Here is a 14,327-nt window from a genome sequence, read left to right as displayed (position 1 = left end):
AACAGTGGGTCAGAGAGGCTTCTGGGACGAGCAGCAAAGAGTCACAAAGCTCCAGGACAAAAAGCCGGTTCCCAAGAGCCTGGCTGATTCAATCCCATGGGAATCATTCCGCCCACTGCTTGACAAGGGCTATGAGCACGAGCGCAAGAGTAATGCAGGGCGTAAGAGGATTGATCCGCTGATCCTTTTCAAGATGCTCGTTCTCCAGCAGCTTTTCAACCTGAGCGATGAAGAGCTTGAATTCCAGGTGAATGACAGACGCTCCTTTGAGGAGTTTGTCGGGCTTGGTGTGATGAACAGCATTCCAGATGCCACTACAGTCGCCTTCTTCAGGGAGCGACTTCGCAAGGCGGGAGTGATCGAGGAACTCTTCGAGATGTTTGAGGGATACCTCCGCTCCCAGGGTCTCCAAGCTCGTGGTGGTCAAATCATCGATGCGACTCTTGTCCCGGTTCCCAAGCAACGCAATACCCGCGAGGAGAACAAAGAGATCAAAGCCGGGAGGCTACCTGAGGGCTGGGATGAAAACCCAGATCGCTTGCAGCAAAAGGATTTAGATGCTCGCTGGACAAAAAAGAACGGCATCAGTTACTACGGTTACAAGAACAGCATCTGCATCGATGTTGACCATGGATTCATCCGTCGATATGCTGTCACTCCTGCCAATATTCACGACAGCCAGATGCTTCCACGCCTGCTGGATCCTGAAAACGAACATGACTATGTCTGGGCTGACTCAGCGTATTCAGGTGAATGCTTTGAGGATCTTCTGAGTCTAGGTGGCTTTGAAAGCATGATCCACGAAAAAGGCGCTCGCAATCATCCGCTTAGCGACGCAGCCAAGGAACTGAATCGTGTCAAGTCGTCAATCAGAGCTTGTGTGGAGCATGTCTTTGGCTGCATGACCATGTCCATGGGTGGAAAGCTCACGCGAAAGATTGGGCTAGAAAGGAATGATGCTTGGTGGGGCCTCAAGAACCTGACCTTCAACTTCCTCCGTTATCTCCAACGCTCTTCCCATGTAGTAGCTGTTGCATGAATCTCCAGAAGAAGATCCCATAGTTCAGGCGATCTCGTCAATGGTCGAGATAAGATTCTCCTGCTCTGCCGCCACTTCTGCGGCTTTTTCATGCCCGCAGCGACCCTACAAATTGCTGATTATTCGAGGTGCCCATAAGCAGCCGAAGCGACGATGCTTAAGAGCATAAGCTCATTGCGAGACAGTAGCTCTTCAGGAAGGAGTCCAGTTCTCTCCGCTTTTCACTGGACCCAGATAACACCACAACGACGCTGGCCCTGAGTCGTAGCGATGCAGTTTCTGCATAGATCATCCCCATGATCTGAGGCTCGTGCTCTGACTCCGCCTCAAGCAAGCTTCAGCCAACCCGCAGGCGCAGCTCCTGGTGCCGTGCCTCCAGAAGCTGCAGCCGTCGCTGGCGATCGGCCGGCAACGGAGTCGGACCCACGTCATCGCGGGCCAGCGCGTCTCACGGCAGGTGATCAAGCTGTTCCTGGACGCAGGAGCATGGAGAGACCCGCAGACAGCAGCTGATGGCTCCGAACATCGGTTCCGCCCTCGTTCTCGCCGCCCTCTTCGGTGCTGCCCCCGCGGCAACCGCGGCCGAGCGGTTGTCCCAGGTTCCCTCGGCGTTCCAGGGTCTGTGGATGAAGGAGGCGAGGCATTGCCGGCGCGGGCCCGCGGATGAGTCGTGGCTGCGGATCGAGGCCCAGCGGATCAGCTTCTATGAGAGCAGCGGACCCGTCCTCGCGGTGGTGGCCCAGGGCCGCGAGGAGATCGCGGTGATCCTGGAACTCTCCGGTGAGGGCAGCACCTGGCTGCATCCACTCCGCCTGAAGCTGGACGGCACCGATCAGCGGCTGGCACGGGAGACCGTGGGAATGGAGGGAGCCATGAGCCGGGTGCGCTGTTCTGGAACCTGAAGCCCCGCCTGCGGGCAGCTGCCCTCTGCTTCCTGCAGGCTGGCGCTGATGGCCTCGATCAGATTCGAGCCCGGCTCGCGCCAGTCGTCGCGAACCTTGAATCCCAGCACCACCGAGTCGCCGGTCCGGCGGCGCAGGGCGAACACCTCCCCATGGGAGGGCACCGGCATCGAGGCCATGAAGGACTCCCCCTCCACCCACGTGCCCAGCAGGCGCCGGCGCAGGGGTGGTCCGTCGATGCGCCGCCCGCCGAGGAATGCCACCGTGACGTACGCGCGCAGTTCGGCGGGCGTCATGCCTGCCTTGCTGTCGGTGGCCTCGGGCGGAAAGCGCACGGCCGTGAGCGAGAAGCGCTCCTCAACCGGCTTGGCCTCAGGCGGATGCGCCACCAGCAGGGCATCCAGCCCGACCGTCTGCGGGGCGGAGAGGGGCAGGGGTGAACCGATGCAGAGGCCATGCATCTCCACCACGGTCTGGGCAGCAACGGGTGCGGCGGCGGCGAGGGCCAGCGCCAGCCAACCGAGCGACCTCAGCACGAGAGGAAGCAGGACAAGGAGAGCAATCCGGAGCCGGAACGCGATGGCATGCGTGATCAGCGCGGGATGACCATTCTCCCGCCATGCAACTGCTGCCGCTGGCCGTGCTGACGACGCTTGACACCAACGTGGTTGTGGATGACATCGACGCCGTGATTGATGTGCTGGAACAATTCCGCCAGGGCGGTGATCTCGCCGATCAGTTGATCCTGGCTCGCGCCACCAGCACGGGTGCCTTGCCAGTGCTCAGCTTTGACAGACGCTTCGCAGCCTCTGAGGGCGTTGAACGGCTGGGCACCGGTTGAAGGCATCTCCCAGGACAGCTCACCCCGGCCGCAGCTGTTCCATCAGCAGCGCCACCGCCTCACACATCCGAGTTCAAGGCCTCAAGCCTTGCTCCGGGCCTCGGTTCAGGCCTGCAGGCTTCCGCCGACCCGCAGGCACAGCTCCTGGTGGAGTGCCTCCAGAAGCGCCAGCAGTCGCTGGCGATCGGCCGGCAAGGGAGTCGGATCCGCGTCATAGCGGGCGAGCACCGCGAAGTCGTCCAACTCCAGCAGCTCCGGCGCCAGCTTGATCGGTTCACCACAGCATTCCAGCTGCTGCACCAGCCGCTGCAACGAATGACTGCGCGGCGGCTCCTGGGCCTTCAGCACCAGCAGGGCTTTGAGCAGTTTCTCCAGGGTCTGCTGGGCCAGAAAACCCCAGTCCTCATCGGCAAAGACCTCCGCATCGAGGGTTCCCCTCAGGCTGCCCAGGTGCCGTTCCACCAGGCGCAGCAGCAGCAGCGCGTCCTCAGCCGGCGCCATGCAGCTCCTTCCCCTCGCGCAGGGCACGCGCCACCACATGCCAGCGGGAGCCGGCCAATTGCCGGGCATCTTCCTGGCCCACCACCACAAGGTCCACTCCCACCGGCAGCGCCAACGGCCGCAAGGCCGCCCGCAGCGCCCGCAACGCCAGCTGCCGCTCCTGGGGCGTCAGCCGCGCCTGGGGCATCACCACCAGAAGATCGATGTCGGAATCGGGTCGTGCGTCGCCCCGTGCCCTGGAGCCAAACAGCACCAGACGCAACGGCGCCGGTTCCACCCCGGCCAGCACCTCTGCCACCGCCGCGGGATCCACGCAGTTTGGCGAGCTGATCGTGGCCATGGAGCCAGCGTAGGCGGCCTGCTCGCCTGACTCCTCAGCCAGGACGCTGACGATCGTCCTCCGGGCAGGGTCACCGTCGTCACGATGGCGACTCACCCCCAGCCGCAGCTGCCCCAGCAGCAGCGCAACCGCTTCACTGCAACGAATTTCAGCGGGCCGGTCAACCCTCAGCGAATCTGTGACTCTTGCCACGAGATGACCCCTGTGCTCTGAGACCTCTATGCCGTGTAATCAGCCCAGCACAGGCGCAGGCACTGGCCTCTTGCTCGATCCCCGCTTCCGCCTGCACGACACCGGCCGCGGCCATCCGGAATGTCCCGAGCGCCTCGATGCCATCGAAGCCGCCCTTGAGCGGCGGGGCCTGCTGACGCAGCTGACGCGGATCTCGGCCCGGCCGATCAACGACCCGGAACTGCTGCGCTGCCACAGCCAGGCCTACCTGAACAGCGTGCGCCACGACGTGGCCTACGGCCTGCCCGAACTCTCCACGGGCGACACCGCGATCGGTGATCACTCGGAGGACGCGGTACGGCTGGCCGCCGGCGGTGCCCTGGCCGCCGTGGAGGCGGTGCTGGACGGCCGCGTGCGCAATGCCTTCGCGGCCCTTCGGCCCCCCGGCCACCACGCCGAGGCAGAGCGCGGCATGGGCTTCTGCGTGTTCAACAACGTCGCCCTGGCCGCCCGACATGCCCAGGCAGCTCTCGGGATCGAAAGGGTTCTGATCGTGGACTGGGACGTGCACCACGGCAACGGCACCCAGGCGATCTTCTGGCGCGACCCCAGCGTGCTTGACGTGAGCGTGCATGAGTGGGGCAACTACCCCGGCAGCGGCGCCGCCGATGAACGGGGTGAAGGCCCAGGCGAGGGCTTCACCGTGAACTGCCCTCTGCCGGCAGGCAGCGATGGCGCGGCGGTCCTCCAGGCCCTGAGCGGAGCCCTGCTGCCGGCTGCCGCGCGCTTCCGCCCTCAGCTGGTGCTCGTCTCCGCCGGGTTCGACGGGCACCGCGACGATCCGCTCGGGCGCTTCGCGCTCAACCGTGACGACTACGGCCTGCTCACCGAGCTCTGCCTCTCGGTGGCCAGGGAACACGCCGGAGGCCGGCTGGTGTCGGTGCTGGAGGGCGGCTACAACCTCGCGGCCCTGGGGGAGAGCTGTGCCGCCCATGTGGCCGCCCTGCTCGCCGGTTAAGCCGGCTCCACGGCTCCGTTCCCTGCGTCAACTGGCGGCTCCCAGGCGGGCAGGTCCACCCAGGCCTCCACCACCTACGCGGGGTGGAGAGCAGCTGAAAGCCCAGCTTCTGGCAGACACGCTGCATGGCGCCGTTCTCGTGCAGGATCTCGGCCGCGACCCGGTCGATGCCCTCGGCGCGGGGCATCAAGGACTCCAGCCCAACGCGCCCTGTCCGCCCTCGTAGCTCTGAGCCTTGCTGCAGCAGGTAGTTCAGCAGCAGAAGCCTGCACCAGCTTCGTACTCAAGGGCTCAGACGGGGGCCGGGTCTATGGACGCACCATGGAGTTCGGGCAGCCCCTCAACAGTGATGCGGTTCTCATTCAGCGGGGCACGGAGCTGCGGGGCAACGGTCCCGACGGCAAGATCGGCAATGGCCTGCCCTGGACCGCGCGCTATGCCGTGGTGGGGCTGAATGCCATTGGCATCAACGATGCTCTGCCCGATGGCATGAATGAGAAAGGCCTGGCAGGAGGGCTTCTGTATTTCGCGGGCTATGCCCAGTTCCAGACAGTCCCCGCCCGTGAAACCAAGCGATCGATCAACAGCTCCCAGTTGCTGACCTATGTCCTAAGCAACTTTGCCAGCATTGAAGAAGTGAAGCAAGGCCTTCCCAAAGTTCTGGTCAATGGAGCCAACGTTCCTGGATTCGGCGGCCCGCTGCCGATCCACATGACCCTGCACGACAGCACAGGGAAAAGTCTCTCGGTGGAATACATCAAGGGAGAACTCACCATGACGGACAACCCCACCGGGGTTTTCACCAACAATCCACCGTTTGCCTATCACCTGGCCACGGCTGGCAATTACGCCAATCTCAGTGCAACCCCGCCCGCCGAGATGAGCATCAACGGCCTCAAGCTGCCTGCAGTGAGTACTGGTGGTGGAATGGCTGGCTTGCCGGGTGATTTCCTCTCCACCTCACGCTTCATTCGCGCGTTGATGTTTAGCAACTCAGCGCCAACCAATCTCACCACACAACAACAGGTCGGCACCGCCTTCCGAATCCTGGGTCAGTTCGATCTGCCGCCCGGAAGCATTGTGGAACCTGCTGGGAGCAGCTTTGGCGGCGCCGGGGCGACAACCACCTATGAGATCACGGAATGGAGCGTTGCCGCTGATCTAAAAAACAAGGTGTATTACGTCCAGACCTATCACAATCCAGACCTGCGCAGCCTCAACTTTGATCGGCTCCCCCTCGATGGCGGCCAGATCAAAGTGATGCCCCTCAACCAGCAACCGCAGATCACCGTTCTACAGCCCTGATACTGGCAACTCAATGCGAGCTCAAGGCGGCGATGGTTGATGGGAGGGAAGGGAAGAGCAAGGCGGGTGCTTGCGGAGGGCACAAAGCCCCATGGGGCAGCAACAGGCGATCTGGATGGGATCTCGTCAAGCCATGACCAAAACCGACAGGACCCCAGCCCACAGCCAGCGCTACACCGAAGCCCTTTGCTGGGCCGCCGAGCTGCATAGCCGCCAGCAGCGAAAGGGCAAGAAAGTCCCGTACATCTCCCACCTCATCACCGTCAGCGCCCTGATCTGGGAAGACGGCGGTGAGGAAGACCAGGCCATTGCCGGGCTGCTCCATGACGCCATCGAGGATGCCGGCATCACCCGCGAGCAGATCGCCACCCGATTCGGCGAGCGGGTAGCGCGGATCGTCGACGACTGCACCGACACCAGCGGCCCCGTGGAGGTCGGTGGCAGGAAGGAACCGTGGCTGACGCGCAAAAAACGCTACATCGCGCACCTCAAGACAGCTGATCCCGATTCCCTGCTGGTGAGTGCCGCGGACAAGGCCCACAACGCCCGCGACATGGTGCTTGATGCACGCCGCGACGCAGGCATGTGGAGCAAGTTCAACGCAGGGCTCGAGGGTTCTGCCTGGTATCTGCAGAGCCTGCACCAGATCTTCAGCCAGCGTCTGGAGACCAGTCGCTCGGTGGAGCTGCTGGGCGAAGCGGTGCGGGAGATCCTCTCCAGCCCCGCCTACCTGGCACTGGTGCCCGATGGAACAGAGCCCGGGAACTACACGGGGCTTCCTGAATAAGGGCAGATCCACTGCAGTGCAATGGATCTCGGCAGTTTCTGACGGTAAAATGTGCGTGAAAGGGCTGATCTGAGCCCAAAAGCGGTCCGGAGTTTTCCACATGTATCGGCGTGAGCATCGTTATCAGCTCTCGTTCGAAGACTTCTTCCTGCCGTTTGGCGGCAAACTCTCCGGTGATAATCGGTGGATCAAGCTGGCTGAGCTCATTCCGTGGGATGAACTGGAGGACGACTACGCAGCGCAATTCTGTAAGGGCTTTGGAGCACCGGCAAAACCCTTTCGCATGGCACTGGGTGCCTTGATCATCAAGACCCGTCTCGGGCTCACGGATGAAGAACTGGTGGAGCAGATCAAGGAAAACCCCTATCTCCAGTTTTTCATTGGCTTGGAAGCGTTCCAGTCTTCGGCGCCGTTTGATCCATCGATGATGGTGTATTTCCGCAAGCGCTTGCCAGAAGCGATTGTGAATGAATGCAATGAAAGGATTGTGCGCCACGGCCTGAAAATGATTCGCTCATCAGATCCCCAGGGCACAGGGGATGACGACGGCAGTGGCGGATCGACCAGTCCTCCCGACCAACCAAAGCCATCCTTGCAGAAGCAGCCGAATCAGGGTTCACTCTTGATCGATGCCACCTGTGCGCCGGTGGATATCCGTCATCCCACCGATCTATCCCTGCTCAATGAAGCCAGGGAGGTGACTGAGATCCTGATTGATGCGATGCATCCCCAGGTCAGGGAACGCTTCGGCTACAAGCCGCGTACACACCGCAAAAAGGCGAGGCAGCAGTTTCTTGCAGTGGCCAAAAAGAAGAAGCCAAGGATCAGCAAGATCCGCAAAGCGATCAAGCAGCAGCTTGGTCACCTCAAGCGGAATCTGGCAAGCGTTGACGCCCTGATCGCCTGTGGTGGCAGCCTTCTGGCCGCCGGACGGCATATCTACCGGAAGTTGCTGGTGATCAGCGAGCTGGTCCGCCAGCAGACTATTCTCTATCACGCAGACAGCAGAAGCATCCCAGATCGCATCGTCAGCCTCTGCCAGGCACATATCAGGCCGATTGTCCGCGGGAAAGCTCGTTGCAATGTTGAGTTCGGAGCCAAGATCTCAATCTCTGTCACCGGCGAGGGATTCACCTTCCTCGATCGCCTGAGTTATGACCCCTACAACGAAGGAGAAGACCTCAAGGGTCAAGCGATTTCCTATCGGCGTCGCCATGGTCACTATCCGATGGTGATTTGTGCTGACCAGATCTACCGCACAAGATCGAACCGTGCCTTCTGCCAGCGCCATGGAATCCGTTTGAGTGGCCCGCGACTTGGACGGCCGAAGAACGATCCTGAATTGGTGGCTGCCGAGAAGCAGCAGTTCATCGATGACCAGCGCCAAAGGAATGCCGTTGAAGGCAAGATCGGCCAAGGCAAGAGGCGTTTTGGACTGGGCCTGATTCGTGAGAAGCTCGCTGTGACCCAGGGTTCAACCATTGCACTCAATATTCTGGTGATGAACCTCGAGAAGCTGCTGGAGCTTCTTTTTGTTCTTTTTGCGTCCTGGCTGCAACTTCTCCTGTGCAATCAACCAGGCAAGGGGTCCCCATTCGTGTGTGTGAGCACTCATCTCAGCCCCACATGAACGGCCAGTCTCCGCCTCACTCAGGCTCGGCTCTTTGACAGCTTGACCTCCCTCTCACTTTCTCAGGAAGCCCTACACGGCGGGCTATCCCGAACGCCGCAGGCAGTCCTGACCCCTGCAGGGTGTGTGAGCCATGGCTTCAGCGCCTGCCGCGGCCCAGGGCTCAGCGGGGCAGTACCCGGGACAGCACCACTGGGCTTCCTCGGCGTCGCCGCAGGGGTAACACCCCAACAGTTCCAGGAACGGCAGCGCCTGGATCACAGGCTCTCGAAGCCGATCCCAGACCAAGATCCGGTGCGGATCAACGTGGTTGTCATCCCGCAGCCGGCGGAAGTGTCCATCGAAAAGAGCCGCCAGCAGCGAATCCCCAGCAGCGACCAGCGCTCAATCCACTCGGCCGGAAGGGCAAGGGACTGGCGTGATCCGGATAGGCAAGGCCCGTGCTGATGCGGTGCTGCCTGGGCTCAGCTCCGGGCACCCGCCACATCGAGGGTGACCCCATGCCCTTTCAGCTGCAGAGCAGCGTTCTGGCAGCTGAGCCAGGGGTCGGAGGGGGGCACCGGATTGGCCTGACCACTTGCCTGATCGTGGTCGATCCGTGCCGTTCTGCCTGGCTTTTTGCCTGACGGGAAGGGGTGAGGAGAGGCCGTTTCCGGGGCTTGTCTTCCCTGAAAACCCTTGGGGTGACCGAGGTTTCCGAGAACGGGGCTGGCGGGACTCGAACCCACGACCTACGGTTTAGGAAACCGTCGCTCTATCCGGCTGAGCTACAGCCCCGGGTGGCCTGGGCCGCAGCGAGCAGGCGCCACGTCAGACGTTTCCGACGATAAGAGGCCGGGGAGCGGCGAGTTCATGCAGGGCCGTCCCTGCGTCAGCCTCCCTGTCGGAGGAGGAAGGCGGCGGCACCCCCCGTAGATTGCCTGTGAAAGCAGGCGAGGTGATCGCGATCGGCGCGTCTGCCGTGCCTTCGGCGCGGTGGCGGGGCCGGTTGAGGAAAGTCCGGGCTCCCGAACGGCCAGGCCTGCTGGGTAACGCCCAGTGCGGGTGACCGTGAGGACAGTGCCACAGAAACACACCGCCGATGGCTCCGCTGCCGCTGCGGCGTTGGTGGGGATCAGGCAAGGGTGCAAAGGTGCGGTAAGAGCGCACCAGCGGCATCGAGAGGTGCCGGCTCGGTAAACCCCGGCCGGGAGCAAGGCCCAGGGACAACGGTTGGCCGACTTCCCCGTCCCGACTTCCATGTGCCGCTCGAGGCCGCCGGTAACGGCGGTCCCAGACAGATGATCACCCTCCGGCCCTGCCCTCGGGCGGATCCGGAGAACAGAACCCGGCTTACGTCCTGCTTTCACCCCCTTCTCCTGGCCAGGGGCGCCGCACAGCGGAGCGCAGCCGTGCCCGCGCCGGCCAGGGATGATGCGCTCAGCGCCCCCCGTGCCATGCCACCTGAGCGCCGATCCCAGCTGCTGGCCTTCCTGCGCCGGCTCGACCTCGATCCCGCCGCCGCAGGAGGCCCGCAGAGCGGCACCTGCCGCCGCCGCCTGGAGCTGGTGGATGAGGCCCTGTCACACACCTCCGCAGGGCTGCGGCGCAACCACGAGGCGCTGGAGTTTCTCGGCGATGCCGTGCTGCGCCTGGCCGCCGCCGCCTTCCTGCAGCGCGAGCATCCCAGCCTGAGTGTTGGCCGGTGCTCGTCGCTGCGAGCCCAGCTGGTGAGCGACCGCTGGCTCGCCGAGCTGGCGGAGCGGCTGGATCTGGAGGCGGTGCTGCGCATCGGCGCCGTGGCCGCCGGCGATCAGGCCGCCAGGGCGACGCTGCGGGCCGAATGCTGCGAGGCACTGGTGGGGGCGGTCTATGAGGGCTGGGGGGGCGCCGAAGGAGGCCTGAAGGCGGTGCAACACTGGCTCGATCCCCACTGGCGGCAGGCCAGCGCCGTGCTGCTGGCCGACCCCCTGCGCCACAACTGGAAGTCGGGGCTGCAGGAATGGAGCCAGGGTCAGCGGCTGGGCCTGCCCGCCTACAGCTGCCGCGAGCGCAGCCGCGCCCATGGCGATCCGCGCCGCTTTCACTGCACGGTGCGGCTGGAGGGCGGCCGGGCTGGCGGTCGCCCCCTGGAGGCCGAGGGCTGGGGCGGGTCGCGCCGTGAGGCCGAACAGCAGGCCGCCCGGGCCGCCCTGGAGGCCCTGGGGATCAGCGGCGCAGACAAGCAGCCCGGTGCTCAGGGCTGAGCCCGCCGCACAGCGGCGGGTGACCGGCAGATCCCGCAGCCTGTTCCTCCAGCCGCCAGGGGATCGATCCACGGCTCACTCAGCCGGCCGCAACCATCCCTGCATGCCATCCGGGCCAGTCCCCGGCCGCAGCCTCCCGTGAACGCCAACTTCGCTCACCTGAAGCCGGCTACGCGCGCCGCCTCGCTGCAGCCCCTGTTGATTCGGTGATCAGCGTGGCGCTCCCTCTGCTGGCCTTCTCGATCCCTGCGCCGCGAGCGTCCGCGTCAGACGGCTTCGATCGTGGCCAGCGGCAGGGTGATCAGCTTGTCCCAGTTGCCGCCCTCGAACAGCACCGCCGCCCGCGAGCCGCTGATGCGCTGCACGAAGCCGCGGTAGCCGTTGTAGATGGAGGTGCGGTCGCGCACCACGACCGTGGAGCCGGGCAGGATCGGGGCGCTGGCCATGGAACTGGCAACGGAGTGAGAGGGCCATTATCGGCAGCCTGCGGCTGGGGTTGGGGATCAGAACTCACCGAGCCCTGCCGCAGACCCTGTGAGGCGAGCCCTTCTGTCGCCGCACGGCGAGACAGGCAAGCGCCAGGGACACCCTCAGACGTCGGCACGGCAGCACGAACGGCACCCGGTCCTCACGCATCAGAAGCCAGGCCATCGAAACGGCGCGGGCAGATGAGGCCGCGGCGGACGTCACCGCATCCGATGGAGCGCCAGGGCGCCCCCCAACCCGCGACCCGTCCCGCCGGCAACCCCAGCAAGCCTCCAGCAACGGATGCCTTGGAAAGGCCCGCTGCGCTGGCTGCCGGAGCCATCGCCGGCACCGCCAGCCGGGTCGCGGACACCGGGGGACTCCGGACAGGAGACTGAAGCCACCGCATGCGCCCGCGCCGCCACAGCGATGCCCGATCCCTCGCCTTCCGCCAGCGCCCTCCCGGACGGTGCTGCGCCGCCGGAACTGATGGAGGTGGGCCGACTGGTGGCGGCCCAGGGCCTGCGCGGCGAGCTGCGGGTGCTGCCGCTGAGCGACTTCCCCGAACGCTTCACCCGACCCGGCCCCCGCTGGTTGCGCTCCCGCCAGGGGGAGGTGCGGACGACCAGGCTGCTGTCCGGCCGCCAGCTGCCCGGCAAGGAGCTGTATGTGGTGCGGCTGGAGGGCTGCGATGACCGCAGCAGCGCCGAAGCCCTGGTGGGACATCACCTGCTGGTGGACGCCTCCGACCGGCCGCCGCTGGAGCCGGGGGAATTTCACGTGCTCGATCTGGTGGGGCTGGAGGTGCGGCTGCTGCCGGAGGGCACCGTGCTCGGCAGGGTCACCGACCTGATCCACGGCGGCAACGACCTGCTGGAGATCGAGCGGAGCGAGGACGGCCGCCGCCTGCTGATTCCCTTCGTCGAGGCGATCGTGCCGGAGGTGCAGCTCGAGCAGGGCTGGGTCGGCCTCACCCCGCCCCCGGGCCTCCTGGAACTCTGAGCGGCAGCACCGAAGCGGCTCCGGTTGAATGGAGCCGCCACCCATCGGCAAGGACGACACCAGCCATGGCCCCATCCACCCTGGTTCCGGTCATCCTCTGCGGCGGCACCGGCACCCGCCTGTGGCCCCTGTCGCGGGCCACCTACCCCAAGCAGTACTGGCCCCTGGCCGGTGGTGGTGACGAGACCCTGCTGCAGCAGACCCAGCTGCGCCTGCGAGGCCTGGAGGGCCTTGCACCGCCGCTGCTGATCTGCAACGAGGACCACCGCTTCATCGTCGCCGAGCAGATGCGCCAGATCGGCGTGGATCCGGCGGCGATCGTGCTCGAGCCGATGGGCCGCAACACCGCACCGGCCGTGGCGGTCGCCGCGCTGAGAGCCACCGCCGGCGGGGAGGATCCGCTGCTGCTGGTGCTCGCGGCCGACCACGTGATCCGCGAGGCCGAACGCTTCCGGGCCACGGTGGAGGCCGGCCGCGCCGCCGCCGAAGCGGGCCAGCTGGTGACGTTCGGCATCGTGCCCACCGCGCCGGAGACCGGCTACGGCTACATCGAGGCTGCCGAAAGCCTGGGCGAGGCCGGCAGGTCGATCGGCGTGCCGGTGCCGATCCACCGCTTCGTGGAGAAGCCCGACCGTGCCACCGCCGAAGGGTTCCTGGCCAGCGGCCGCTTCACCTGGAACAGCGGCATGTTCCTGTTCCGGGCCAGCGCCATCCTGGCCGAACTGGAGCGCCATGCACCCCAGGTGGTGAGCGCCTGCCGCAACGCCCTGGAACTGGAGGCCACCGACCTGGACTTCCTGCGCCTGGAACGCGAGGCCTTCGCCCACTGCCCCAACGTCGCGATCGACGTGGCGGTGATGGAGAAGACCGACCGCGGATCCGTGCTGCCGCTGGATGCGGGCTGGAGCGATGTGGGCAGCTGGAGCGCCCTGTGGGAGACCGCCGATCAGGACGCCGACGGCAACGTGCTGCGCGGGCGGGTGATCAGCGAGGACAGCCGCAACTGCTATCTGCGCAGCGAGCACCGCCTCGTGGTGGGCCTGGGCGTCGAGAACCTGGTGGTGGTCGAGACCGACGACGTGGTGCTGGTGGCCCAGCGGGACCGGGCCCAGGACGTCAAGACGATCGTGGGGCTGCTGGAGCGCTCGGGTGCGCCTGAAAGCAAGGCGCACCGCCGCATCTATCGCCCCTGGGGCTCCTACGACGGCATCACCGAGGGAGACCGCTGGCAGGTGAAGAAGATCGTCGTCAATCCCGGCGCCTGCCTGTCCCTGCAGATGCATCACCACCGCGCCGAGCACTGGATCGTGGTCAAGGGCACCGCTCTGGTGGAGAAGGACGGGACACGGGAGCTGGTGGGCGAGAACCAGAGCACCTATATCCCCCTGGGCGCGAAACATCGCCTCTCCAATCCCGGCAAGATCCCGGTGGAGATGATCGAGGTGCAGAGCGGCCCCTACCTGGGCGAAGACGACATCGTGCGCTTTGAGGACCGCTACGGCCGCAGCGACCGGCCCAGCGATCTCACCATCCCGGCCGCCCTCACCTCCCAGCCCGGCTGACCCAACGGCCAGACCGGCCATCCCGACACACACGCCGGCACCGCCACGTCAGCCCGCCCCACCGGCTCGGCCCGCACCCGGACGAAGCTGGACAGGGCTGCGAAGCCTGCTCTCCTGCAGGCGCCCGATGGACGTGGCAGCAAGGGCCGCGCCGAAAGCGGATCAAGAGCGGCAAAGGCCCCAGGGGCGATCGCCCTGACTCCCTTCCATCTCCGTCGCCGGCAGCCAGTGCGGGCCCCTTGCGCAGCGCGCGGCAGCCCTGGCTCCATCCCGTCGATCAGATCAGCCGCCGCTGCCGCGCCGTGGCCCTGCGCGACGGCGACTGGCTGCGCCTCCTCTGCATGCATCCCCAGCGCTGATGCAACATCCGGGCAAGAGTCCGATTCGAGTTGTCGCCGCTCCAGCACCCAGCACCACCGTGATCTCGCGCATCGCCACCTGCAGGCCGACCCGGGTCGCCTGAAACCCACCCAGACACAGCAGGTTCCAGGAAACGGAGCACAGCGAACATCAAACGCCCCAGCCTCCAATCCTCTGCC

General features: G+C 65.2%; 14 protein-coding genes, 1 tRNA gene and 1 other RNA gene. 11 read left to right on the top strand and 5 right to left on the bottom strand.

The annotated features are described in order from the left end of the window. The first annotated feature begins 4 nt into the window (after nt 1-4). Together H8F25_RS13065 and H8F25_RS13060 are read left to right on the top strand one after the other, a co-directional pair. Complete coding sequence (locus H8F25_RS13065) at nt 5-1,039, top strand: IS5 family transposase (RefSeq protein WP_197213855.1); 1,035 nt, start codon at nt 5-7, stop codon at nt 1,037-1,039. 512 nt (nt 1,040-1,551) lie between these two features. Then, nucleotides 1,552-1,941 carry a hypothetical protein gene (locus H8F25_RS13060; protein ID WP_197210782.1) on the top strand — a complete coding sequence of 130 codons (390 nt, stop codon included), beginning with the start codon at nt 1,552-1,554 and terminating at the stop codon, nt 1,939-1,941. On the opposite strand, the gene H8F25_RS13055 is transcribed toward H8F25_RS13060, so the two are convergent. Then, nucleotides 1,872-2,477: a hypothetical protein gene (locus H8F25_RS13055; RefSeq protein ID WP_197210781.1), complete on the bottom strand. Its 606-nt coding sequence runs from the start codon at nt 2,475-2,477 to the stop codon at nt 1,872-1,874. The genes H8F25_RS13060 and H8F25_RS13055 overlap by 70 nt on opposite strands. An 83-nt stretch (nt 2,478-2,560) precedes the next feature. On the opposite strand from H8F25_RS13055, the gene H8F25_RS13050 reads away from it, so the two are divergent. Next, a complete protein-coding gene (locus H8F25_RS13050; RefSeq protein WP_197210780.1) occupies nt 2,561-2,782 on the top strand; it encodes a hypothetical protein in 222 nt (73 codons plus the stop codon). 105 nt (nt 2,783-2,887) lie between these two features. Here H8F25_RS13050 and H8F25_RS13045 read toward each other — a convergent pair whose 3' ends face one another. Together H8F25_RS13045 and H8F25_RS13040 are read right to left on the bottom strand one after the other, a co-directional pair. Beyond that, on the bottom strand, nt 2,888-3,283 hold the full coding sequence (locus tag H8F25_RS13045; RefSeq protein WP_197210779.1) for a HEPN domain-containing protein: 396 nt from the start codon (nt 3,281-3,283) through the stop codon (nt 2,888-2,890). After that, the gene (locus tag H8F25_RS13040; protein ID WP_197210778.1) at nt 3,270-3,623 is read right to left on the bottom strand and encodes a nucleotidyltransferase domain-containing protein; all 354 of its coding nucleotides are present in this window, start codon (nt 3,621-3,623) and stop codon (nt 3,270-3,272) included. Before H8F25_RS13040 ends, H8F25_RS13045 begins: the two co-directional genes overlap by 14 nt. Before the next feature lie 262 nt (nt 3,624-3,885). On the opposite strand from H8F25_RS13040, the gene H8F25_RS13035 reads away from it, so the two are divergent. From H8F25_RS13035 to H8F25_RS13020, 4 genes are all read left to right on the top strand, one after another. Further along, complete coding sequence (locus tag H8F25_RS13035) at nt 3,886-4,812, top strand: histone deacetylase (protein ID WP_231596834.1); 927 nt, start codon at nt 3,886-3,888, stop codon at nt 4,810-4,812. 321 nt (nt 4,813-5,133) lie between these two features. After that, nucleotides 5,134-6,117: a choloylglycine hydrolase family protein gene (locus H8F25_RS13030; RefSeq protein WP_231596833.1), complete on the top strand. Its 984-nt coding sequence runs from the start codon at nt 5,134-5,136 to the stop codon at nt 6,115-6,117. Nucleotides 6,118-6,250: 133 nt separating this feature from the next. Further along, nucleotides 6,251-6,904 carry an HD domain-containing protein gene (locus H8F25_RS13025; protein ID WP_197210776.1) on the top strand — a complete coding sequence of 218 codons (654 nt, stop codon included), beginning with the start codon at nt 6,251-6,253 and terminating at the stop codon, nt 6,902-6,904. 100 nt (nt 6,905-7,004) lie between these two features. After that, nucleotides 7,005-8,534: an IS5 family transposase gene (locus H8F25_RS13020; RefSeq protein WP_231596832.1), complete on the top strand. Its 1,530-nt coding sequence runs from the start codon at nt 7,005-7,007 to the stop codon at nt 8,532-8,534. Between the two features lie 703 nt (nt 8,535-9,237). Here H8F25_RS13020 and H8F25_RS13015 read toward each other — a convergent pair. Beyond that, nucleotides 9,238-9,311 (bottom strand) — tRNA-Arg (locus H8F25_RS13015). Between the two features lie 147 nt (nt 9,312-9,458). Here H8F25_RS13015 and rnpB point away from each other — a divergent pair. Then, nucleotides 9,459-9,885, top strand: an RNA gene (rnpB, locus tag H8F25_RS13010) — RNase P RNA component class A. Nucleotides 9,886-9,970: 85 nt separating this feature from the next. Then, nucleotides 9,971-10,759 carry a ribonuclease III family protein gene (locus tag H8F25_RS13005; protein ID WP_197210775.1) on the top strand — a complete coding sequence of 263 codons (789 nt, stop codon included), beginning with the start codon at nt 9,971-9,973 and terminating at the stop codon, nt 10,757-10,759. A gap of 266 nt (nt 10,760-11,025) precedes the next feature. Here the strand turns inward: H8F25_RS13005 and H8F25_RS13000 are convergent, their stop codons facing one another. Beyond that, nucleotides 11,026-11,205: an NAD(P)H dehydrogenase subunit NdhS gene (locus H8F25_RS13000; RefSeq protein ID WP_197210774.1), complete on the bottom strand. Its 180-nt coding sequence runs from the start codon at nt 11,203-11,205 to the stop codon at nt 11,026-11,028. A 448-nt stretch (nt 11,206-11,653) separates the two neighbouring features. Between H8F25_RS13000 and rimM the strand changes: the two genes are divergently transcribed. Further along, the gene (gene rimM, locus H8F25_RS12995) at nt 11,654-12,226 is read left to right on the top strand and encodes a ribosome maturation factor RimM (RefSeq protein ID WP_197210773.1); all 573 of its coding nucleotides are present in this window, start codon (nt 11,654-11,656) and stop codon (nt 12,224-12,226) included. A gap of 65 nt (nt 12,227-12,291) precedes the next feature. Beyond that, on the top strand, nt 12,292-13,788 hold the full coding sequence (locus H8F25_RS12990; RefSeq protein ID WP_197210772.1) for a mannose-1-phosphate guanylyltransferase/mannose-6-phosphate isomerase: 1,497 nt from the start codon (nt 12,292-12,294) through the stop codon (nt 13,786-13,788). The last annotated feature ends 539 nt before the right edge of the window (nt 13,789-14,327 follow it).

This window comes from Synechococcus sp. CBW1004, from assembly GCF_015840715.1.
Lineage (GTDB): Bacteria > Cyanobacteriota > Cyanobacteriia > PCC-6307 > Cyanobiaceae > Cyanobium.
Note: the sequence above shows the minus strand (reverse complement) of the source record. Positions and strands in the feature narration are given on the sequence as shown.

What these genes read in the sequence shown, in the direction of transcription:
- H8F25_RS13050 (WP_197210780.1), top strand. Translation starts at nt 2,561, where the DNA reads ATGCAACTGCTGCCGCTGGCCGTGCTGACGACGCTTGACACCAACGTG.
- H8F25_RS13060 (WP_197210782.1), top strand. Translation starts at nt 1,552, where the DNA reads ATGGCTCCGAACATCGGTTCCGCCCTCGTTCTCGCCGCCCTCTTCGGT.
- H8F25_RS13005 (WP_197210775.1), top strand. Translation starts at nt 9,971, where the DNA reads ATGCCACCTGAGCGCCGATCCCAGCTGCTGGCCTTCCTGCGCCGGCTC.
- H8F25_RS13020 (WP_231596832.1), top strand. Translation starts at nt 7,005, where the DNA reads ATGTATCGGCGTGAGCATCGTTATCAGCTCTCGTTCGAAGACTTCTTC.
- H8F25_RS13030 (WP_231596833.1), top strand. Translation starts at nt 5,134, where the DNA reads ATGGAGTTCGGGCAGCCCCTCAACAGTGATGCGGTTCTCATTCAGCGG.
- H8F25_RS13040 (WP_197210778.1), bottom strand. Translation starts at nt 3,623, where the DNA reads ATGGCCACGATCAGCTCGCCAAACTGCGTGGATCCCGCGGCGGTGGCA.
- H8F25_RS13025 (WP_197210776.1), top strand. Translation starts at nt 6,251, where the DNA reads ATGACCAAAACCGACAGGACCCCAGCCCACAGCCAGCGCTACACCGAA.
- H8F25_RS13000 (WP_197210774.1), bottom strand. Translation starts at nt 11,205, where the DNA reads ATGGCCAGCGCCCCGATCCTGCCCGGCTCCACGGTCGTGGTGCGCGAC.
- H8F25_RS13045 (WP_197210779.1), bottom strand. Translation starts at nt 3,283, where the DNA reads ATGGCGCCGGCTGAGGACGCGCTGCTGCTGCTGCGCCTGGTGGAACGG.
- H8F25_RS12990 (WP_197210772.1), top strand. Translation starts at nt 12,292, where the DNA reads ATGGCCCCATCCACCCTGGTTCCGGTCATCCTCTGCGGCGGCACCGGC.
- rimM (WP_197210773.1), top strand. Translation starts at nt 11,654, where the DNA reads ATGCCCGATCCCTCGCCTTCCGCCAGCGCCCTCCCGGACGGTGCTGCG.